Source organism: Mesorhizobium sp. LNJC405B00 (assembly GCF_000502615.1).
In the GTDB taxonomy this organism is placed as follows: domain Bacteria; phylum Pseudomonadota; class Alphaproteobacteria; order Rhizobiales; family Rhizobiaceae; genus Mesorhizobium.
In genome coordinates, this window is record NZ_AYWC01000010.1 from 190,844 (window position 1) to 210,413 (window position 19,570).

30 protein-coding genes and 2 pseudogenes are annotated in these 19,570 nt (G+C 62.0%); all 32 read right to left on the bottom strand.

What is annotated here, in order from left to right:
• Positions 1-120: 120 nt before the first annotated feature.
• Positions 121-495, bottom strand: a complete 375-nt coding sequence (crcB, locus tag X756_RS146100; RefSeq protein ID WP_023672768.1) for a fluoride efflux transporter CrcB — start codon at positions 493-495, stop codon at positions 121-123.
• A 53-nt stretch (positions 496-548) separates the two neighbouring features.
• On the bottom strand, positions 549-1,379 hold the full coding sequence (locus X756_RS146095; protein WP_023730667.1) for an aspartyl/asparaginyl beta-hydroxylase domain-containing protein: 831 nt from the start codon (positions 1,377-1,379) through the stop codon (positions 549-551).
• Between the two features lie 183 nt (positions 1,380-1,562).
• Positions 1,563-2,873 (bottom strand): replication-associated recombination protein A, encoded by a 1,311-nt coding sequence (locus X756_RS146090; protein WP_023730668.1) that lies wholly within the window; start codon positions 2,871-2,873, stop codon positions 1,563-1,565.
• A 47-nt stretch (positions 2,874-2,920) separates the two neighbouring features.
• On the bottom strand, positions 2,921-4,414 hold the full coding sequence (locus X756_RS146085; RefSeq protein ID WP_023688416.1) for a DegQ family serine endoprotease: 1,494 nt from the start codon (positions 4,412-4,414) through the stop codon (positions 2,921-2,923).
• A gap of 197 nt (positions 4,415-4,611) precedes the next feature.
• Positions 4,612-5,043 (bottom strand): 50S ribosomal protein L17, encoded by a 432-nt coding sequence (gene rplQ, locus X756_RS146080; protein ID WP_023682598.1) that lies wholly within the window; start codon positions 5,041-5,043, stop codon positions 4,612-4,614.
• A gap of 105 nt (positions 5,044-5,148) precedes the next feature.
• On the bottom strand, positions 5,149-6,159 hold the full coding sequence (locus tag X756_RS146075; protein WP_023730669.1) for a DNA-directed RNA polymerase subunit alpha: 1,011 nt from the start codon (positions 6,157-6,159) through the stop codon (positions 5,149-5,151).
• Between the two features lie 102 nt (positions 6,160-6,261).
• Positions 6,262-6,651, bottom strand: coding sequence for a 30S ribosomal protein S11 (gene rpsK / locus X756_RS146070; protein ID WP_006205444.1), 390 nt, complete (start codon positions 6,649-6,651; stop codon positions 6,262-6,264).
• Between the two features lie 126 nt (positions 6,652-6,777).
• The gene (gene rpsM, locus X756_RS146065; RefSeq protein ID WP_006205445.1) at positions 6,778-7,146 is read right to left on the bottom strand and encodes a 30S ribosomal protein S13; all 369 of its coding nucleotides are present in this window, start codon (positions 7,144-7,146) and stop codon (positions 6,778-6,780) included.
• Positions 7,147-7,357: 211 nt separating this feature from the next.
• Complete coding sequence (locus tag X756_RS146060; RefSeq protein WP_023701778.1) at positions 7,358-7,966, bottom strand: adenylate kinase; 609 nt, start codon at positions 7,964-7,966, stop codon at positions 7,358-7,360.
• Positions 7,963-9,303 (bottom strand): preprotein translocase subunit SecY, encoded by a 1,341-nt coding sequence (gene secY / locus X756_RS146055; RefSeq protein ID WP_023672761.1) that lies wholly within the window; start codon positions 9,301-9,303, stop codon positions 7,963-7,965. Before secY ends, X756_RS146060 begins: the two co-directional genes overlap by 4 nt.
• Positions 9,304-9,560: 257 nt before the next feature.
• Positions 9,561-10,031 carry a 50S ribosomal protein L15 gene (gene rplO, locus X756_RS146050; RefSeq protein WP_023672760.1) on the bottom strand — a complete coding sequence of 157 codons (471 nt, stop codon included), beginning with the start codon at positions 10,029-10,031 and terminating at the stop codon, positions 9,561-9,563.
• A 22-nt stretch (positions 10,032-10,053) separates the two neighbouring features.
• On the bottom strand, positions 10,054-10,251 hold the full coding sequence (gene rpmD, locus X756_RS146045) for a 50S ribosomal protein L30 (RefSeq protein WP_006205449.1): 198 nt from the start codon (positions 10,249-10,251) through the stop codon (positions 10,054-10,056).
• Between the two features lie 24 nt (positions 10,252-10,275).
• A complete protein-coding gene (gene rpsE, locus X756_RS146040) occupies positions 10,276-10,839 on the bottom strand; it encodes a 30S ribosomal protein S5 (RefSeq protein ID WP_006333394.1) in 564 nt (187 codons plus the stop codon).
• Between the two features lie 153 nt (positions 10,840-10,992).
• The gene (gene rplR, locus X756_RS146035) at positions 10,993-11,352 is read right to left on the bottom strand and encodes a 50S ribosomal protein L18 (RefSeq protein WP_023682602.1); all 360 of its coding nucleotides are present in this window, start codon (positions 11,350-11,352) and stop codon (positions 10,993-10,995) included.
• A gap of 139 nt (positions 11,353-11,491) precedes the next feature.
• On the bottom strand, positions 11,492-12,025 hold the full coding sequence (gene rplF / locus X756_RS146030; protein WP_023682603.1) for a 50S ribosomal protein L6: 534 nt from the start codon (positions 12,023-12,025) through the stop codon (positions 11,492-11,494).
• A gap of 41 nt (positions 12,026-12,066) precedes the next feature.
• A complete protein-coding gene (rpsH, locus tag X756_RS146025; protein WP_006205453.1) occupies positions 12,067-12,465 on the bottom strand; it encodes a 30S ribosomal protein S8 in 399 nt (132 codons plus the stop codon).
• 12 nt (positions 12,466-12,477) lie between these two features.
• On the bottom strand, positions 12,478-12,783 hold the full coding sequence (gene rpsN / locus X756_RS146020; protein WP_010909282.1) for a 30S ribosomal protein S14: 306 nt from the start codon (positions 12,781-12,783) through the stop codon (positions 12,478-12,480).
• Between the two features lie 27 nt (positions 12,784-12,810).
• The gene (gene rplE / locus X756_RS146015) at positions 12,811-13,410 is read right to left on the bottom strand and encodes a 50S ribosomal protein L5 (RefSeq protein WP_023672755.1); all 600 of its coding nucleotides are present in this window, start codon (positions 13,408-13,410) and stop codon (positions 12,811-12,813) included.
• Positions 13,403-13,717 carry a 50S ribosomal protein L24 gene (gene rplX, locus X756_RS146010; protein ID WP_013531428.1) on the bottom strand — a complete coding sequence of 105 codons (315 nt, stop codon included), beginning with the start codon at positions 13,715-13,717 and terminating at the stop codon, positions 13,403-13,405. The genes rplE and rplX overlap by 8 nt, the downstream gene beginning before the upstream one ends.
• Positions 13,718-13,729: 12 nt before the next feature.
• Complete coding sequence (gene rplN, locus X756_RS146005; RefSeq protein ID WP_006205457.1) at positions 13,730-14,098, bottom strand: 50S ribosomal protein L14; 369 nt, start codon at positions 14,096-14,098, stop codon at positions 13,730-13,732.
• A gap of 72 nt (positions 14,099-14,170) precedes the next feature.
• Positions 14,171-14,410, bottom strand: a complete 240-nt coding sequence (gene rpsQ / locus X756_RS146000) for a 30S ribosomal protein S17 (protein WP_010909280.1) — start codon at positions 14,408-14,410, stop codon at positions 14,171-14,173.
• A gap of 11 nt (positions 14,411-14,421) precedes the next feature.
• A complete protein-coding gene (gene rpmC / locus X756_RS145995; RefSeq protein ID WP_006205459.1) occupies positions 14,422-14,622 on the bottom strand; it encodes a 50S ribosomal protein L29 in 201 nt (66 codons plus the stop codon).
• 13 nt (positions 14,623-14,635) lie between these two features.
• Positions 14,636-15,049 (bottom strand): 50S ribosomal protein L16, encoded by a 414-nt coding sequence (gene rplP / locus X756_RS145990; protein WP_006205460.1) that lies wholly within the window; start codon positions 15,047-15,049, stop codon positions 14,636-14,638.
• A 26-nt stretch (positions 15,050-15,075) separates the two neighbouring features.
• A complete protein-coding gene (rpsC, locus tag X756_RS145985; protein WP_023672753.1) occupies positions 15,076-15,801 on the bottom strand; it encodes a 30S ribosomal protein S3 in 726 nt (241 codons plus the stop codon).
• On the bottom strand, positions 15,801-16,190 hold the full coding sequence (rplV, locus tag X756_RS145980; RefSeq protein WP_006205462.1) for a 50S ribosomal protein L22: 390 nt from the start codon (positions 16,188-16,190) through the stop codon (positions 15,801-15,803). The genes rpsC and rplV overlap by 1 nt, the downstream gene beginning before the upstream one ends.
• Positions 16,191-16,192: 2 nt before the next feature.
• Positions 16,193-16,471 (bottom strand): 30S ribosomal protein S19, encoded by a 279-nt coding sequence (gene rpsS, locus X756_RS145975; protein WP_006205463.1) that lies wholly within the window; start codon positions 16,469-16,471, stop codon positions 16,193-16,195.
• 16 nt (positions 16,472-16,487) lie between these two features.
• A pseudogene (rplB, locus tag X756_RS01000000165790) lies at positions 16,488-17,331 on the bottom strand (50S ribosomal protein L2).
• A 23-nt stretch (positions 17,332-17,354) separates the two neighbouring features.
• Positions 17,355-17,648 (bottom strand): 50S ribosomal protein L23, encoded by a 294-nt coding sequence (locus tag X756_RS145970; protein WP_023672751.1) that lies wholly within the window; start codon positions 17,646-17,648, stop codon positions 17,355-17,357.
• Complete coding sequence (gene rplD, locus X756_RS145965; protein WP_023672750.1) at positions 17,645-18,265, bottom strand: 50S ribosomal protein L4; 621 nt, start codon at positions 18,263-18,265, stop codon at positions 17,645-17,647. The genes X756_RS145970 and rplD overlap by 4 nt, the downstream gene beginning before the upstream one ends.
• Entirely contained in the window at positions 18,265-18,993 is a 729-nt protein-coding gene (gene rplC / locus X756_RS145960; RefSeq protein ID WP_023682606.1) for a 50S ribosomal protein L3, read from the bottom strand. The genes rplD and rplC overlap by 1 nt, the downstream gene beginning before the upstream one ends.
• Positions 18,994-19,054: 61 nt before the next feature.
• Positions 19,055-19,363: a 30S ribosomal protein S10 gene (gene rpsJ / locus X756_RS145955; RefSeq protein WP_010909272.1), complete on the bottom strand. Its 309-nt coding sequence runs from the start codon at positions 19,361-19,363 to the stop codon at positions 19,055-19,057.
• A 69-nt stretch (positions 19,364-19,432) separates the two neighbouring features.
• Positions 19,433-19,570 (bottom strand): annotated as a pseudogene (gene tuf, locus X756_RS1000000167830) (elongation factor Tu); the annotation flags it as partial.

Below are 19,570 nucleotides of genomic sequence, written 5' to 3' on the forward strand. Positions count from 1 at the left end.
TATCCGTTTCTAACGCGTGACCCCGAAAATCTACTCCGGCTTTCGGAAAGGAATGCGCAAGATCAAAGTTTCTGCAGCGCGTCCAGGAGGATGCGCCGTGCTCCAGGCGGGGCAATAACACTATGAAACGGTTCTTGCGAGCCAAAGTCCCAGAAACAGGGCGATAATGGCGCCAACGACGCTGGCCAGCGCATATCCCAACGCCGGCAGCGTCGCTCCGCGCTCCCATAGGGTCGCGAAATCGAGCGAAAAGGCGGAGAAGGTGGTGAAGCCGCCAAGGATGCCGGTGGCGACGAACAGCCGGAGCTCATTGGAACCGCCGCGCCGCATCAGCGCGGCGATGAACAATCCCATGGCAAATGAGCCGACGATGTTGATCGCCATCGTCCCCCAGGGATAGTTGGGGCCGACGAGGCGCAAGGTGCCGATGTTGGTCAGGTGGCGGATGCCGGCGCCGATGCCGCCGCCGACCACAACAAGAAGCAGATTGAACATGCCCGTTTACTGCCCGGCCAAGGCAGTGCGGTCAATCCCTTCAGGCCAACGCCTCAGGTCGTCTCGACCTTCTTTGCCTTGCTCGAGCCGATCATCTTCCAGTTCTTGTAGAACATGGAATTGATGCGCTCGACGGTGACCGAAACGATGGCCAGAAGTCCGGCGATGAAACCGGGGAACGGCGACGGGCGGATGATGTCCATGAACACGCAGTAGCGGCGCCCATCATACTCGTTGACCGAGCGGTGCAGCAGCGTGTCGTCGAAAATATAGAGCGGGTTGTCGTGCCAGTAATTCCTGGCGCCGTTGCATTCGACGAAAACCTCTGCCTTCACCGGCAAGAGATTGTAGAGGATGCGCAGGCTGAGCCGCAGCGGTCCAAAATGCCAGGAAGTCGATTCCTTGCCTCTGAAGACAGACACGGCAATGGTCTTGATGTATTTGAAATCCTTGTTGAATTCCGCGACATTGTCGATCCGGTGCTTGCCGTACCACTGATAGACATACATGCCGCGACGACCGGTGCCGAAATTGGCGTCGATATCGGCGATGATCTCGTCCTTGCGCGCCTTGAAGACGTCAAGAACCTCGCTGACCTCGCGCTGATAATCGGCGGGAAACTGCTCCAGCTTCCACACGCCCGGGTTCCTGTAGCAAACGAGGTCCACCACCAGATTGAAGGGCGACAGCAGCCAGGTGAAGATGCCATTGCCGAGGAAATAGCCGCGCAACAGCGACAGATCCTTGTTGGCGTTGCGCAGCACATCGATCAGGCCGCAGACGATCCAGATCGTGGTCAGGATCGGAATGAAATAGAATCCGAGCGCGAGCAGCGGGACAGCAATCACAGCCTGGCGAAGCATTTTGCGAAGGGATTTTGTCATTTTCTGTTCGCGCGGCGCGCTGTCCCCGTTCCGAATTATCGCCCGTCCTGGCAGCCTCCCGGCCGAGTCATGCGACGTGATAGGGCTTTTTGTCATGCGGTACAATCACACTGCTGTGACTGGCGGGGACAGAATTTCAGTTCATCGCGGGCAGGCCGAGTTCGTCCCGTTTGTCCCGCGCGCCTATTTTTCCCGCTCGCTGCGCAGCTTTGCCCAATAGTCCAGCCGTTTCTTGATATCGCGCTCGAAGCCGCGTTCGGGCGGATCGTAAAAGGTCTGCCGGCCCATCTTTTCGGGGAAATAGTCCTGGCCGGAAAAGGCATCGGGCTGGTCGTGATCGTAGCGGTAGCCGGCGCCGTAATCCTCCTCTTTCATCAGCTTGGTCGGCGCGTTGAGGATGTGCTTGGGCGGCAGCAGCGAACCGAACTCCTTCGCCGCCCGCGTGGCTGCCTTGAAGGCGGTATAGACGGCGTTGGATTTGGGCGCGGTGGCGAGATAGACGGTGGCCTCGGCGAAGGCCAGTTCGCCTTCGGGCGAGCCGAGATAGTCGTATGCGTCCTTGGCGGCGTTGGCCACGACCAGCGCCTGCGGGTCGGCGAGCCCGATATCCTCCATCGCCATGCGCACCAGCCGGCGGCCGAGATAGAGCGGATCCTCGCCGGCGTCGAACATGCGGGCGAGATAGTAGAGCGCCGCGTCGGGATCGGAGCCGCGCACCGATTTGTGCAGCGCCGAGATCAGATTGTAGTGGCCGTCCTGGCCCTTGTCGTAAATCGGCGCGCGGCGCTGGACGATGCGCTGCAACCCTTCGGGATCAAAAACCTCGCCGGGTTTGGCGGCGCGCCAGACTTCCTCGGCCAGCGTCAGCGAGGCCCGGCCGTCACCATCGCTCATGCGGATGAGCATCGCCCGCGCCTCTTCGTCGAGCGGCAGCGCCCTGCCCTCTGTCTCCTCCGCGCGCGTCATCAGCTTGGCGATGCTCTCCTCGCCCAGCGAGTGAAACACCAGTACCCGCGCGCGCGACAAAAGCGCGGCGTTCAGCTCGAAGGACGGATTTTCGGTCGTGGCGCCAACCAGCACGACGGTGCCGTCCTCCATGACCGGGAGAAACGAATCCTGCTGAGCGCGGTTGAAGCGATGGATCTCGTCGACGAACAGCAGCGTCTGGCGGCCATTCGTGCGGCGCAGCTTCGCTGCTTCGAACACTTTCTTCAGGTCCGCGACGCCGGAAAACACCGCCGATATCTGCTCGAACGCAAGACTGGTCTCACCGGCCAACAGCCGTGCAACGGTTGTTTTGCCGGTTCCCGGCGGTCCCCAGAAAATCATCGAGCCGAGCGAACCCGAGTTGATCAGCCGCGTCAGCGCGCCGTCCGGCCCGGTCAAATGCTCCTGGCCGACGACCTCGCCAAGGTTTTTCGGGCGCAGCCGATCGGCCAAAGGCCGGCCGGGCGGCGCTCTTTCCGGTTCATCGACGCTGAACAGATCGGCCATCTAGGTCTTCTGGTTGGAGCACGATCCTCAGAAATGGGAAGATCGCCTCAGTAACGCAACACCTGGCGCAGTATCTGCCCGCCGCGCTCGACGGTAAAGCGCCACCAGCGTGTATCCTGCTGGGCAAGCTGCGCCAGTGTCGCCGCCGTATCGACCGTCGTGCCGTTCACCTCGCGCACGATGTCGCCCGGCTGGAAGCCGAAATCGGCGGCCGGCGAATCGCGGTTGATGTCGACCACTGTGACCCCCTTTAGGTCGGTGCGCAGGCCGAGCCGCTGGGCGAGCCTGGGCGACAGTTCCGCGACCTTGGCGCCGGAGAACGGGCTGCGGCCATGCAGGGTCACTTCCGACGCCTTGGCGCCTTCCGGCGCGCGCTCCAGTGCAATCTCCATCGTCGCCTGCTGGCCCTTGCTCAGGATGGCGAAGGTCGCCTTGGTGCCGATCGACAGGGTCGCCATGCGGTAATCCAGCGCCTCGATGCCTTCGACCGTCGTGCCATTGAGCTGCAGCACGACATCGCCGGGCTTCAGCCCTGCCTTGGCCGCCGGTCCGGCTTCCTCAACCGACGACACCAGCGCGCCGGTCGGCTTCTCCATGCCAAGCGATTCGGCGATCTGCGGTGTGACCGCTTCGAACTCGGCGCCTATATAGGGCCGCTCGAAGAAATCGAGCCCGGCCTTGGCCGCGTCGGCGAAGGCGCGCACCATGTTGGCGGGGATGGCAAAGCCGATGCCGATCGAGCCGCCGCTGCGGCTGTAGATGGCGGTGTTGATGCCGACCAGCTGGCCGCCCATGTTGATCAGCGCGCCGCCGGAATTGCCGGGATTGATGGCGGCGTCGGTCTGGATGAAGTAGCCCGAATCCGAAACGCCGATATGGCTGCGGGCAAGCGCCGACACGATGCCGCTGGTGGTGGTCTGGCCGACGCCGAACGGATTGCCGATTGCCAGCACCAGGTCGCCGACCTCGAGCGCGTCGGAATCGCCGATGGCAATCACCGGGAACGGCTTGTCGGAGGTGATCTTGAGCACGGCGAGGTCAAGCGTCTCGTCCTTGAGCATGACCTTCGAGGTGAATTCGCGCCCGTCGGCGGTCGCGACCTTGACCTCGTCGGCATCCTTGATCACGTGGAAATTGGTGACGACGACGCCGCTCGGGTCGACCAGCACGCCCGAGCCGAGCGAGGATTGTGCGCGCGGCTGCGCGCGGCCGAAGAATTCCTCGAAGAAAGGATCGCCGTCAAAGGGCGACGTGACCTTGGCCGTCTGCGAAGCATAGACATTGACCACGGCCGGCGCCGTCTGCTTGACCAGGGGGGCAAACGACAGCTGCACCTCTTCGCGGCCGAACGGCACGCGCTTGTCGGGACCGGAGGTGCCGTTCTCGCCTTCGACGCCATGCAGGAGGTCGGTCAGCACATCGGAGAGCCCCGGGTCGGCTGGCTTGGCGGCGTCCTCGGCCAGAGCCTGCCTGACTGTCGGCGCGGCTGCGAACGCCATCATGGCGAAGAGCAGAACAAGAGACAGTCGGTTGGCGCGCATTCGCGAATCCTCCAAGGCAAGTTCGGGGGCATTGTCCCGACGATTGTGCAGAATGAAAGGCTAATGCACTGAAATGCGGCGATTGTCGTGCAAAAGCACTTGGCCGGCAGGCAAAAAAGCCTGGCGAAGCATGCCCTCGCGACAATGCAAAAAAGGGGCCCGAAGGCCCCTTGAAGTCATTCCTGAAAAACCGAGCCTTATGCGGCAGCGGCTTCCTCGTCGGTGCCTTCGGCCTCGATGCGGGCGCGGTCGCCGGCGCCCTTGGCCGAGGTGTCGCGGTCGACGAACTCGATGACTGCCATGGCGGCATTGTCGCCGTGGCGGAAGCCGGCCTTCATGATGCGCAGATAGCCGCCATTGCGGGTGGCGTAGCGCGGCGCGATGGTGTCGAACAGACGCTTGACGACGCCTTCATTACCGATCTGGGCAATGACCTGGCGGCGCGCATGCAGGTCGCCGCGCTTGCCGAGCGTCACCAGCTTCTCGACGATCGGACGCAAATCCTTCGCCTTCGGCAGGGTGGTGACGATCTGTTCGTGCTCGAGCAGCGACACGGCGAGGTTGGCGAACATCGACTTGCGATGGCTAATGCTTCGGGCGAAGCGGCGGCCTTTAAAACCGTGGCGCATGGCTCTTTTCCTTCTTCAGTTGTTCAAGAGGCCGTGGCCTCTGATGGTTTTCCGCATGACCGTCGGATCGAGCGGCCCACGCCGCCGATCCTTGGAAATTCATGCTCAATATTGGTCTTCGTAACGCTTGGCGAGGTCTTCGATGTTTTCCGGCGGCCAGTCCGGCACTTCCATGCCGAGGTGCAGGCCCATCGCCGCGAGCACTTCCTTGATCTCGTTCAGCGACTTGCGGCCGAAGTTCGGGGTGCGCAGCATCTCGGCTTCGGTCTTCTGGATGAGATCGCCGATGTAGACGATGTTGTCGTTCTTCAGGCAGTTGGCCGAACGCACCGAAAGCTCGAGTTCGTCGACCTTCTTGAGCAGCGCCGGGTTGAAGGCGAGCTCGGTGACAGCTTCGGCGGCGACTTCCTTCTGCGGCTCGTCGAAGTTGACGAACAGGCCAAGCTGGTCCTGCAGGATGCGGGCGGCGAATGCCACCGCGTCCTCGCCCGAGATCGAACCGTCGGTCTCGATGGTCATGGTCAGCTTGTCATAGTCGAGAACCTGGCCCTCGCGGGTGTTCTCGACCTTGTAGGAGACCTTCTTGACCGGCGAATACAGGCTGTCGACCGGGATCAGGCCGATCGGCGCGTCTTCGGCGCGGTTGCGGTCGGCCGGCACGTAACCCTTGCCGGTGTCGACGGTGAATTCCATGCGGATTTCAGCGCCCTCGTCCAGCGTGCAGATGACGTGGTCCGGGTTGAGGATTTCGACGTCGCCAACCGTCTGGATGTCGCCAGCCAGAACCGCACCCGGGCCCTGCTTGCGAACGACCATGCGCTTGGGACCATCGCCTTCCATGCGGATGGCGATTTCCTTGATGTTGAGGACGATGTCGGTCACGTCCTCACGCACGCCGGCAATCGACGAGAATTCATGCAGAACGCCGTCGATCTGCACGGCGGTGACAGCCGCACCGCGCAGCGAAGACAAAAGCACGCGGCGCAGCGCGTTGCCGAGCGTCAGGCCGAAGCCGCGCTCGAGCGGCTCGGCGACCAGCGTGGTCAGCGTCTTCTTCTTCGACGAGAACTCGATCTTGTTCGGCTTGATCAGTTCCTGCCAATTTTTCTGGATCATGATGCTTTCCTTCCGTTGACCCGCCACCATCCAATCGTGGCGGGCGACCTGGAGTGCCGTGGAGGAGCGCCTTGAGGCGCTCACGCGGCGTTCGGTAATGTCTTAGACGCGGCGCTTCTTGCGCGGGCGGCAGCCATTGTGCGGGATCGGCGTCACATCACGGATCGAGGTGATGGTGAAGCCGGCCGCCTGCAGGGCGCGAAGCGCCGATTCACGACCGGAGCCGGGTCCGCAGACCTCGACTTCGAGCATGCGCATGCCGTGTTCCTGGGCCTTCTTGGCGACGTCTTCGGCAGCCATCTGGGCGGCGAACGGGGTCGACTTGCGCGAACCCTTGAAGCCCTGGGCACCGGCCGACGACCAGGCAATGGAATTGCCCTGCGCGTCGGTGATGGTGATCATCGTGTTGTTGAAGGTCGAATTGACGTGGGCAACGCCCGACGAGATGTTCTTGCGTTCGCGACGGCGAACACGAGCGGCTTCCTTGGCCATGATAGTCCTTTCAGTTGATCTCTACACCGCCGTAATGCCAGCGGCTCCACCTTTGAAAGCGAGTAGTGAGCAGGGACTAGCGAATAGGGGACCGCTACTCGCTAATGGCTACTCGCTATCGCTCACTTACTTCTTCTTGCCGGCGATCGACTTGGCCGGGCCCTTGCGGGTGCGTGCATTGGTGTGCGTGCGCTGACCGCGAACCGGCAGCGAACGGCGGTGACGCAGGCCGCGGTAGCAGCCGAGGTCCATGAGACGCTTGATGTTCATCGACACTTCGCGGCGCAGGTCGCCTTCGACCTGGTAGTCGCGGTCGATGGTCTCGCGGATCTGCAGCACTTCCGCGTCGGTCAGTTGGTTGACGCGGCGCTCGGCCGGGATGCCGACCTTGTCGACGATCTCCTGGGCGAACTTCTTGCCAATGCCGTGAATGTACTGAAGCGCAATGACGACGCGCTTGTTGGTCGGAATGTTGACGCCGGCTATACGAGCCATATTCTTCTCTTCTCCATGTGGGACCGGCCGGCCTTCAAAACAAGGCATGCGCGGCGCTGTTCAAATTACCCCGCGTCCGGTGGAGGCCGGCCCTTGCGGGAGTTCCCTAGTTTCAATGCGGCTGCCTTGCCCTTGCGGACAAGCAAGCCTCATGCCTGATAGGAAGACGGGCCGCCATAACCCAGCGAACCGTTCCAGTCAAGCGCAATCTTTACTTTACCGTAACGGTCTCCCGCGTCACCGCCGCGAGCAGCGCTTCAATCTCCGCCGTCACGGTGTCGACAGGAGCCATGCCGTCGACACTCCTAAGCGAGCGTTTGGCGTAATAATAGCCGATCAGCGGCGCCGTCTTCTTGTAATATTCCCGCAGGCGCTCTTCGAATACCACCGGATTGTCGTCCTTGCGCACCGGCTGTCCGGCGGCCTTGGCGTCGTCGGCGCGCTTGACGATGCGGCCGACCAACGCTTTGTCGTCGACGACGAACTCGATCACGGCATCGAGGCCAATGCCGCGCTCGGCGAGCATCGATTCAACCGCATCAGCCTGCACCAGCGTGCGCGGATATCCGTCGAGGATGAAACCGTTGGTGCAATCGGGCTGGTCGATGCGCTCGGCCACGATCGCGTTGACAATGGCGTCGGAAACCAGCTCGCCGGCATCCATCACCGCCTTGGCGCGCTTGCCGACTTCAGTGCCGGCCTGTACGGCGGCCCGTAGCATGTCGCCCGTCGACAGCTGCGGTATGCCGTATTTTTCTACCAGTCTTTGTGCTTGCGTCCCCTTGCCCGCTCCTGGCGGCCCAAGCAATATCAATCTCATCTGGCCTTCTTCCCCCCGCGCAGCTTCGACTTCTTGATCAGGCCCTCATACTGGTGCGCGATCAGGTGACCCTGGATCTGCGCCACCGTATCGAGGGTTACACTGACCACGATCAGAAGCGATGTGCCACCGAGGTAGAATGGTACGCCAGTCGCCGAAATCAGGAACTCGGGCAGCAGGCACACCAGCACCAGATAGATGGCGCCGACGACGGTGATGCGCGTCAGGACATAGTCGATGTAATCGGCAGTGCGCTCACCCGGACGGTAGCCCGGAATGAAGCCGGAATGCTTCTTGAGCTGGTCGGCGGTGTCCTTCGGATTGAACACGATGGCCGTGTAGAAGAAGGCGAAGAACACGATCATTGCCGCATAGAACAGCATGTAGAGCGGCTGGCCGTGGCCGAGCGAAGCGAGCACGGTGCTTGCCCAGGCCGGCAGGTTTGTCGTCTGCGAGAAGCCGGCGACCGTTGCCGGCAGCAAAAGCAGCGACGACGCGAAGATCGGCGGAATGACGCCCGACGTGTTGAGCTTCAGCGGCAGATGCGAGGTATCGCCCTGGAACATGCGGTTGCCGACCTGGCGCTTCGGATACTGGATCAGCAGGCGGCGCTGCGCGCGCTCGAAGAACACGATCAGCGCGATGACGATGATGGCCAGCACGATGATCGCGAGTATCAGCCCGGTCGATAGGGCGCCGGTGCGGCCGAGCTCCAGCGTGCCGGAGATGGCGCGCGGCAGGCCGGCGACGATGCCGGAAAAGATGATCAGCGAAATGCCGTTGCCGATGCCGCGGGCGGTAATCTGCTCGCCCAGCCACATCAGGAACATGGTGCCGCCAACCAGCGTGACGACGGTCGAGATGCGGAAGAACATGCCGGGATCGTTGACGATGCCGTTGCCGCCTTCCAGGCCCACTGAAATGCCGTAGGCCTGCACCAGCGCCAAGAGCACCGTGCCGTAGCGCGTGTACTGGTTGATGACCTTGCGGCCCTGCTCGCCTTCCTTTTTCAGCGCTTCCAGCGACGGAATGACCGAGGTCATCAGCTGCATGATGATGGAGGCTGAGATGTAAGGCATGATGCCGAGCGCGAAGATCGCCATGCGCTGCACGGCGCCGCCGGCGAACATATTGAACATGCCGAGCACGCCCTTGGCCTGCGAAGAGAAGGCCTGCGCGAATGCATCCGGATTGATGCCGGGCAGCGGGATATAGGTGCCGAGGCGATAGACGAGCAGCGCGCCGACGGTGAACCAGATTCGCTTCTTCAGGTCCTCCGCCTTGGCGAAAGCCGCAAAGTTCAGATTCGAGGCTAGTTGTTCAGCAGCCGAAGCCATGCCTGATTCTCCGCTAGAGCATGATGCCGAAAAGTGTGAAGCGGTTTTCGGACAACGTCATGCGCTACTTCTTTGATTTGTATGTCACGCTCGATGCCCGCAGCTCAGGCGGCGCGTGGCACCGAAGCTCACGAGATAAGCTCCGGGCTCTAAACATGCAAGCGGCCGCGTTGACGCGGCCGCCTAATTGATTGGATCAAAGCGCAATCGTGAACAAAAACGGATAGCGTTCCTGCCGGCCGCGCTTCAAATTGCCGTTACTCCGCTGCCGCTTCCGGCAGCTTGACCGAACCGCCGGCCTTTTCGATCTTCTCGATCGCGGCCTTGGAGGCGCCGGCGACGTCGAAGGCAAGCTTTGCCTTGAGCTCGCCGTCCGAGAGGATGCGCACGCCGTCCTTGACGCGGCGGATGACGCCGGCGGCAACGAGTGCCTCGGCCGTCACGGTCGCCTTGGCGTCGAGCTTCTTGGCATCGAGCGCCGTCTGGATACGAGCCAGCGACACGACGACAAAGCTCTTGGCGAAGATGTTGTTGAAGCCACGCTTCGGCAGGCGCCGATAGAGCGGCATCTGGCCGCCCTCGAAGCCGTTGATGGCAACGCCGGAGCGCGCCTTCTGGCCCTTGACGCCGCGACCGCCGGTCTTGCCGGAGCCGGAGCCGATGCCACGGCCGAGACGCTTCTTGGAGTGCGTCGCGCCGTCCTTGTCACGCAGATCGTTGAGTTTCATCTGGGTTCTCCTGCGCTTTTGCTCAGCCCTCGTCCACGACGCGGACGAGATGCTGGACGGCAGCGATCATGCCGCGCACCGAGGGAGTGTCCTCCAGCGTGCGCTGCTTGTGCATCTTGTTGAGGCCGAGGCCGACCAGCGTTGCGCGCTGTTCCTTCGGGCGGCGGATCGGCGAACCGATCTGCTCAACGGTGATGGTCTTGGTTGCTTTCTTGGCCATGGTCAAAATCCCTGGTCAGATCGACTATTCTTCAGCCGCAACGGCGGTGCCGCGGCGGGCCTGAAGGGTCGAATACTTGATGCCGCGCGCAGCAGCCACATCCTTGGGATGCATCTGGCTCTTCAGCGCGTCGAATGTGGCCCGAACCATGTTGTAGGGGTTCGACGAACCCATCGACTTGGCGACCACATCATGCATGCCGAGCGTCTCGAAGACAGCGCGCATCGGGCCGCCGGCGATGATGCCGGTACCCTGCTTGGCAGCGCGCAGCAGCACGCGTCCGGCGCCCCAGCGTCCTTCGACGTCGTGGTGCAGCGTGCGGCCCGAGCGCAGCGGCACGAAAATCATGTCGCGCTTGGCCGACTCGGTTGCCTTGCGGATCGCTTCCGGCACTTCGCGCGCCTTGCCGTGACCGAAGCCGACGCGGCCCTTCTGGTCGCCGACGACGACGAGTGCTGCAAAACCGAAGCGACGGCCGCCCTTGACGACCTTGGCGACACGGTTGATGTGGACGAGCTTGTCCACCATGCCGTCATCGCGTTCTTCACGATCGCGGCCGCGGCCGCCATCCCTACGTTCCTGTGCCATATCCTGTTCCTTGTTTTTTTCCGGAAGCACGGTTGCTGATAAGATCCGGTGCGCCTCTTTGGGTCACCGGGGGCGAATTATTTTTCCTTGCATGATCTTGTCCGAAAAGTCTGCAACTTTTGCTGCGCTGACCTTCGGTTCGGGATCAGGCAATTAGAAGCTCAGACCGCCTTCACGGGCAGCCTCGGCCAGCGCCTTGACGCGGCCGTGATAGATATAGGCGCCGCGGTCGAAGACGACTTCCTTGACGCCGGCCTTCGAAGCACGCTCGGCGATCAGCTTGCCAACAGCAGCTGCTGCCTCGGTGTCGGCGCCGGTCTTGAGCGAACCCTTGAGGTCCTTCTCGAGTGTCGATGCAGCCGCGATGGTATGGCCCTTGGCGTCGTCGATGACCTGCACGTAGATGTTCTTCGACGTGCGGTGAACCGAGAGACGCGGACGTTCGCCGGCGACCTTCTTGATCTGGCGGCGGACGCGCTGCGCGCGGCGCTGGATGGATTCCTTGGTAGCCATGATAGTCTTCCTTGCCTTCAAAAAACGGGGGCCGCCATCTGCGGTAGGCGAAAGCGCCTCCCGCGACCGCTCCCCGCGGCGTTGCACTTCTTTGGCTTGGCCTTTTCCGAAAGTCTGCAACTTTTCGGGGCCAGGCCTACTACTTCTTCTTGCCTTCCTTGCGGACGATCTTCTCGCCGGCATAGCGGACACCCTTGCCCTTGTAGGGCTCGGGACCGCGATACTCGCGGATCTCGGCTGCAACCTGGCCGACCTGCTGCTTGTCGATGCCGGTCACGGTGATTTCCGTCGGCTTCGGCACAGTGATCGTGATGCCGGCCGGCGTCTCGTAAACGACGTCGTGGCTGAAGCCAAGCGCCAGCTGCAGGTTCTTGCCCTGGAGTGCCGCGCGATAGCCGACGCCGGTGATCTCGAGCTTCTTCTCGAAACCGTCCTTGACGCCCTGCAGGATGTTGACGATCTGCGTGCGCGACATGCCCCACTTGGAGCGGGCGGTCTTGGTCTGGTCGCGCGGCTGGACAGCGATTTCGCTGCCTTCCATCTTGACCAGCACTTCGTCGTTCACCACGAACTTCAGCTCGCCCTTGGGGCCCTTCGCCGTCACGGTCTGGCCATTGACGGTCGCGGTCACGCCCTGCGGCAGCGAAACGGGTTTCTTTCCAATACGAGACATTTGGTTGTCCTCGTCACTTCTCTTGTTTCAGGTCTGCCGAATTAGAAAATCTGGCAGAGGATTTCGCCGCCGACATTCTGTTCGCGTGCTTCGTGATCGGCCATCACGCCCTTCGGCGTCGAAAGGATGGCGATGCCGAGGCCGTTGGCGACGTGCGGGATCGACTTGGCCGAAACGTAAACGCGGCGGCCAGGCTTCGAGACGCGGGCGATTTCGCGCACGACCGGAGCACCGTCGAAATACTTCAGCTCGATTTCGATTTCGGACTTGCCGTTGTCGAAGTCGGTCTGGCTGTAGTCGCGGATATAGCCTTCAGCCTTCAGCACGTCGAGGACGCGGGTACGCAGGCGCGAGGCCGGCGTCGAAACGCTCGACTTTTTGCGGCCATACGCGTTGCGGATGCGGGTCAGCATATCGCCGAGAGGATCGCTCAATGACATGTTATGTCCTCCTTACCAGCTCGACTTGACCAGGCCCGGGATCTGGCCGTTATTGCCGAGATCACGAAGCGCGATGCGCGATACTTTGAGCTTGCGATAATAGGCGCGCGGACGGCCGGTAACTTCGCAGCGGTTGCGGATGCGGATCTTGGCCGAGTTGCGCGGCAGGGCAGCAAGCTTCAGCTGAGCGCGGAAACGCTCTTCCATCGGCTTGGACTGGTCCATGATGATCGCCTTGAGCGCTGCGCGCTTGGGACCGTACTGGTCGGCAAGCTTGCGGCGCCTGTTGTTCTTCTCGACTGAGCTGGTCTTTGCCATTTCAGATTTTTCCTTTTCTCGCTGCCGTTACTGGCGGAAGGGGAAGTTGAAGGCCTTGAGCAATGCCCTGGCTTCGTCGTCCGTCTTCGCAGTCGTACAAACGATGACGTCCATGCCCCAGATCTGATCAACCTTGTCGTAGTTGATCTCCGGGAACACGATGTGTTCCTTGATGCCCATGGCGTAGTTGCCACGGCCATCGAAGCTCTTCGGATTCAGTCCGCGAAAGTCGCGGACGCGCGGCAGTGCGATGTTCACGAGACGGTCGAGGAACTCGTACATGCGTTCCTTGCGCAGCGTGACCTTGGCGCCGATCGGCATCTTCTCGCGGACCTTGAAGCCGGCGATCGAATTACGGGCGCGGGTGACGACGGCCTTCTGGCCGGCGATCATCGCCAGGTCTTCAGCCGCGATCGAAGGCTTCTTCGAATCCGCGGTCGCTTCGCCGACGCCCATGTTCAGCACGATCTTGTCGATGCGCGGAACCTGCATCTCGTTCTCGTAGCCGAACTGCTCCTGCAGCGCCTTGCGGATGGTCTCGTTGTAGACCTGCTTGAGGCGCGGCGTGTTCTGGGCCTTGGACTGTTTGCTTTCAGCCTTGGGCTTCGTGGTTTGAGCCTTAGCCATTGATGACTTCTCCCGAGCGCTTGGCGACGCGCACCTTCTTGCCGTCCTTCTGGAAGATGAAGCCGACGCGGGTCGGCTTACCATCCTTGGGGTCGGCCAGCGCGATGTTCGACAGCTGGATCGGCGCTTCCTTGGTGATGATCCCGCCCTCTTGGGACTGGGACTGCTTCTGGTGACGACGGATCATGTTGACGCCGCGCACCAGCGCGGTGTCTTCCTTCGGCTGAACCGAGAGGACTTCGCCCGAACGGCCCTTGTCCTTGCCGGCCAGCACGACGACCTTGTCGCCTTTTCTAATCTTTTGCATTGGTCCGGCTCCTTACAGCACTTCAGGCGCGAGCGAGATGATCTTCATGTGGTTCTTGGCGCGGAGTTCGCGCGGAACCGGTCCGAAGATACGCGTGCCGATCGGCTCTTTCTTGTTGTCGACGAGAACGGCCGCGTTCTTGTCGAAACGGATCACGCTGCCGTCCGGGCGGCGGATGTCCTTGGCCGTGCGAACCACGACCGCCTTCATCACATCGCCCTTCTTAACGCGGCCGCGCGGAATGGCTTCCTTGATCGACACCACGATGATGTCGCCTACGGAAGCGTATTTCCGCTTCGAGCCGCCCAGCACCTTGATGCACATGACACGACGGGCGCCGGAATTATCCGCGACGTCGAGGTTTGTTTGCATCTGAATCATGACTGGCCGCCTTCTTCTCTTCTAACGGGACGGGCTCAAAGCCCCTCCCCGGTCTGTCCAAAATTCGGTTTGTTACGCCTGGTCCGAAGACACGACGATCCAGCGCTTGTCCTTGGAAATCGGCTTCGATTCCTGGATGAACACCTGATCGCCGACCTTGTGGGCGTTGTTCTCGTCGTGCGCCTTGTACTTCTTGGTCATGCGCACGGTCTTCTTCATCACGGGATGCGTGAAGCGCCGTTCGACCTTGACGACTACCGTCTTCTCGTTCTTGTCGCTGACGACAGTGCCCTGCAGAATGCGCTTTGGCATGATTTTCGTCCTTAAGCCTTCTTGGCCGCGGACTTTTCCGCAGCGATGGTCTTGATACGCGCAATGTCCTTGCGAACCTGCCGCACGCGCGCGGTCTTCTCGAGCTGGCCGGTGGCCTTCTGGAAGCGCAGGTTGAACTGCTCCTTCTTCAGGCTGGCCAGATCGTCGGTCAGCTGGTCCTGGGTCTTCGTCCGGATGTCTTCGGCTTTCATGATCAGCCCGTCCTTATTCTGCGATGCGCTGTACGAAGCGCGTCCTGACCGAGAGCTTGGCCGCGCCGAGACGCAGCGCCTCACGGGCGGTTTCTTCGTTGACGCCGTCGATCTCGAACATGATGCGGCCCGGCTTGACGCGCGCCGCCCAGTAATCGACAGCGCCCTTGCCCTTGCCCATGCGCACTTCGGTCGGCTTCGACGTCACCGGCACATCAGGGAAAATACGGATCCACACGCGGCCGGCACGCTTCATCTCACGAGTGATCGCGCGGCGGGCCGCCTCGATCTCACGCGCGGTGACGCGGTTCGGCTCAAGCGCCTTCAGCCCGAAACCACCGAAATCCAGGTTGGTGCCGCCCTTTGCGGTACCATGGATACGGCCCTTGAACTGCTTGCGGAACTTTGTGCGCTTTGGCTGCAGCATCGTTCTAACTCCAAATTCCTAAATAATCAGGCGTTTTCGCGACGACGACCGCGTTCGCGATCACCACCACCGCCATGCGCAGCATCACCCTCGGTCGCGCGACGCTCCGAAGCCATCGGATCGTGCTCGAGGATTTCGCCCTTGAACACCCAGACCTTGACGCCGCAGATGCCGTAAGCCGTGTGCGCTTCGGCCGTGCCATAGTCGACATCGGCGCGCAGCGTATGCAGCGGCACGCGGCCCTCGCGGTACCATTCCATGCGCGCAATCTCGGCGCCGCCGAGACGGCCGGCGCAGTTGATGCGGATGCCTTCGGCGCCCAGGCGCATGGCCGACTGAACGGCGCGCTTCATGGCGCGGCGGAACGCGATACGACGCTCGAGCTGCTGGGCGATCGACTGGGCGACCAGGGTCGCGTCGATTTCCGGCTTGCGCACTTCAACGATGTTCAAGTGCGTCTCGGACTTCGTCATCTCCATCAGCTTCTTGCGAAGCTTTTCGATGTCGGCGCCCTTCTTGCCGATGATCAGGCCCGGGCGCGCCGCATGGATGGTGACGCGGCACTTCTTGTGCGGGCGCTCGATCACGACCTTCGAAATCGCAGCCTGCTTGAGTTCCTTTTCAAGATATTTGCGGATCTTGATATCCTCATGCAGCAGTTTGCCGTACTCGCCGGTGTTCGCGAACCAGCGCGAATCCCAGGTACGGTTGATGCCGAGGCGCAGACCGATCGGATTGACTTTCTGACCCATTATGCGGCCTCCCCTTTTTCTTCGACTTCACGAACGACGATCGTGAGGTGCGAGAACGGCTTTTCTATACGGCTGGCGCGACCGCGGCCACGAGCATGGAACCGCTTCATGACGATCGACTTGCCGACATAGGCTTCCGCCACGATCAGCGCATCGACGTCGAGGTCGTGGTTGTTTTCCGCGTTGGCGATCGCCGATTCCAGCGTCTTCTTGACCGTGCCGGAAATCCGCTTGGCCGAGAATTCGAGATCGGAAAGCGCTGTCGCGACCTTCTTGCCGCGGATCAGCGCGGCAACCAGGTTCAGCTTCTGCGGGCTGATACGGATCGTGCGCAGAACGGCGCGCGCTTCGTTGTCAGCAAGCCTGCGCGGAGCTTTGGCCTTGCCCATGATTATTTCCTCTTCGCCTTCTTATCCGCGCCGTGACCGTAATAGGTCCGGGTCGGAGCGAATTCACCGAACTTGTGACCGACCATGTCCTCGTTCACCGAGACGGGAACATGCTTCTGGCCGTTGTAGACACCGAAGGTGAAGCCGACGAACTGCGGCAGGATGGTGGAGCGACGGCTCCACATCTTGATCACCTCATTGCGACCACCTTCACGAACCTTGTCCACCTTCTTGAGAAGGTAGCCGTCGATGAAGGGGCCTTTCCAAATAGAACGAGTCACTTGGCGTTACCTCTTCTTAGCTCTTGCGCTGATGGCGCGAGCGCAGGATGAACTTGTCGGTCGCCNTCGGTCGCCTTGTTGGACCGCGTCTTCTTGCCCTTGGTCGGCTTGCCCCACGGGCTGACCGGATGACGGCCACCGGAGGTGCGGCCTTCACCACCGCCATGCGGATGGTCGACCGGGTTCATGGTCACGCCGCGATTGTGCGGGCGCTTGCCGCGCCAGACCGTGCGGCCGGCCTTGCCGTCGTTGATGTTGCCGTGGTCGGGGTTCGACACGGCGCCGACGGTGGCCATGCAGGAGCCGTGAACGACCCGCTGCTCGCCCGAGTTGAGGCGCAGGATCGCCATGCCCTGGTCGCGACCGACCAGCTGTCCGTAGCCACCTGCCGAGCGGGCAACCTGAGCGCCCTTGCCCGGCTTCAGCTCGATGTTATGGACGATCGTGCCGACCGGCATCGAGGCCAGCGGCATCGCATTGCCTGGCTTCACGTCGACCGATTCACCGGCCACGATCTTGTCGCCGGCGGCAAGGCGCTGCGGAGCGATGATGTAGGACAGCTCGCCATCGTCATACCTGATCAGCGCGATGAAGGCGGTGCGGTTCGGATCGTATTCAATGCGCTCGACCGTGCCGACGACGTCGAACTTGCGGCGCTTGAAGTCGATGATGCGGTACGAACGCTTGTGACCGCCGCCGATGAAGCGGGCCGTGATGCGGCCGTGATTGTTGCGGCCGCCCGACTTGGTCAGGCCTTCGGTCAGGCCCTTGACGGGCTTGCCCTTGTAGAGGCCCGAGCGGTCGACGATGACCAGCTGGCGGGTGCTCGGCGTTACCGGGTTGAATTTTTTAAGTGCCATGTTTGTTGTCCTCGCGGCCTAGCTCAGAGACCCGTCGCGACGTCGATCGACTGGCCGTCGGCCAGTGTCACAATCGCCTTCTTGACGTCGCTCTGGCGGCCGATCGTGCCGCGGAAGCGCTTGATCTTGCCCTTGCGGACAAGCGTGTTCACGGCCGTAACCTTGACGCCAAACAGCGCTTCGACAGCGGCCTTGATTTCCGGCTTCGACGCCTTCTTGGCGACGTTGAAAACAACCTGGTTGTTCTCGGAAGCCATGGTCGACTTTTCCGTGATCGCCGGCGAGACGATCACGTCGTAATGACGGAGGTCGGTCATTTAAAGCGCTCCTCGAGAGCCTCGACGGCGGCCTTCGAAAGGACCAGCGTGCCGCGGCGCAGAATGTCGTAGACGTTGATGCCCTGGATGGGCAGCACGTCGATGTTCGGGATGTTGGTCGCCGCCAGCTTGAAGTTCTGGTCAAGCTCGGCACCGCCGATCACCAAGGCGTTGGTCAGGCCCAGTGTCGCGAAATTCGCGATCAGCGCCTTCGTCTTGGCCTCGGTCAGCTTCAGCTCGTCGATGATGATGATCGACGCGCTCTTGGCCTTGGCCGAGAGAGCATGCCGCAAGCCCAGAGCGCGCACCTTCTTCGGCAGATCGTGCTCGTGGCTGCGAACGACCGGGCCGTGGGCCTTGCCGCCGCCGCGGAACTGCGGAGCGCGTGCCGAATGGTGACGGGCGCGGCCCGTACCCTTCTGCTTGTACATCTTGGCGCCGGTGCGCGCGATTTCGGCGCGGCCCTTGGCCTTGTGCGTGCCCTGCTGCCGTTTGGCCAGCTGCCAGCGCACGACGCGCTGCAGGATGTCCTCGCGCGGATCAAGGCCGAAAATCTCCTCGGAGAGTTTCACCTTGCCGGCGTCCTTGCCGCCAAGCGTTGTGATCTTGAGATCCATTATTCTGCTCCCTCTGCGGCCGGAGCCTCGTTCTTGGCGCCACTCTCGGCGGCAACGGCGCGGATCGCGGCAGGCTTCGGCGCGTTGGCCGGCAGTGCCACCTTGGCCGCATCGCGGACCAGGATCCAGGCGCCCTTCGATCCGGGAACCGCACCGCGGATCAGGATCAGGCCGCGGTCGGCGTCGGTCGAAACGATCTCGACATTCTGTGTGGTGACGCGGGTGTCGCCCATGTGGCCAGCCATATGCTTGCCCTTGAACACTTTGCCCGGGTCCTGACGCTGGCCGGTCGAACCGTGCGTACGGTGCGAAACCGAGTTACCGTGCGTCGCGCGGCCACCACCCATGTGATGGCGCTTGATGACGCCCTGGAAACCCTTGCCGATCGTCGTGCCCGTCACATCGACCTTCTGGCCGGCGACGAAGTGCTCGACGGTGATCTCGGCGCCGACATCGATCATGTTGTCGGCGGAGACGCGGAACTCGGCGACCTTCGCCTTCGGCTCGACGGAAGCGGTCGCGAAATGGCCGCGCATCGCCTTCGACGTGTTCTTCACCTTGGCAAGGCCAACGCCGAGCTGGACGGCGGTATAGCCGTTCTTCTCCTGCGTGCGCTGAGCCACGACCTGGCAGTTCTCCATCTGGAGAACGGTGACGGGAACATGTTCCCCGGCATCATTATAGATGCGGGTCATTCCCACCTTCTTTGCAATCACACCTGAACGCATCGGTTCAATTCCTTTAGAGTTCCGGGCCAGGGGCACCGCCCCTTACCGCGCTCTCATTCCCTTAGAGCTTGATCTCGACGTCGACACCGGCGGCCAGATCGAGCTTCATCAAAGCATCGACCGTCTGCGGGGTCGGATCGACGATGTCGAGCAGACGCTTGTGCGTGCGCATCTCGAACTGCTCGCGGCTCTTCTTGTCGACGTGAGGCGACCGGTTGACCGTGAACTTTTCGATCCGCGTCGGCAGCGGAATGGGGCCGCGGACGTTTGCTCCGGTGCGCTTGGCCGTCGACACGATTTCTTTCGTCGAGGCGTCAAGCACGCGGTGATCAAACGCCTTCAGGCGGATGCGGATATTCTGTCCGTTCATGCGTCACTTCCTTGTTCTGGCGCGGCGCGGGCAAATCCTGCGCCCGCGACAGATCGGTTTAAGTCCAAATTACTCTTTGATGGTGACGACGATGCCGGCACCGACGGTACGGCCGCCTTCACGGATGGCGAAGCGCAGCTTCTCTTCCATGGCGATCGGCACGATCAGCTCGACATCGACCGTGATGTTGTCGCCGGGCATAACCAT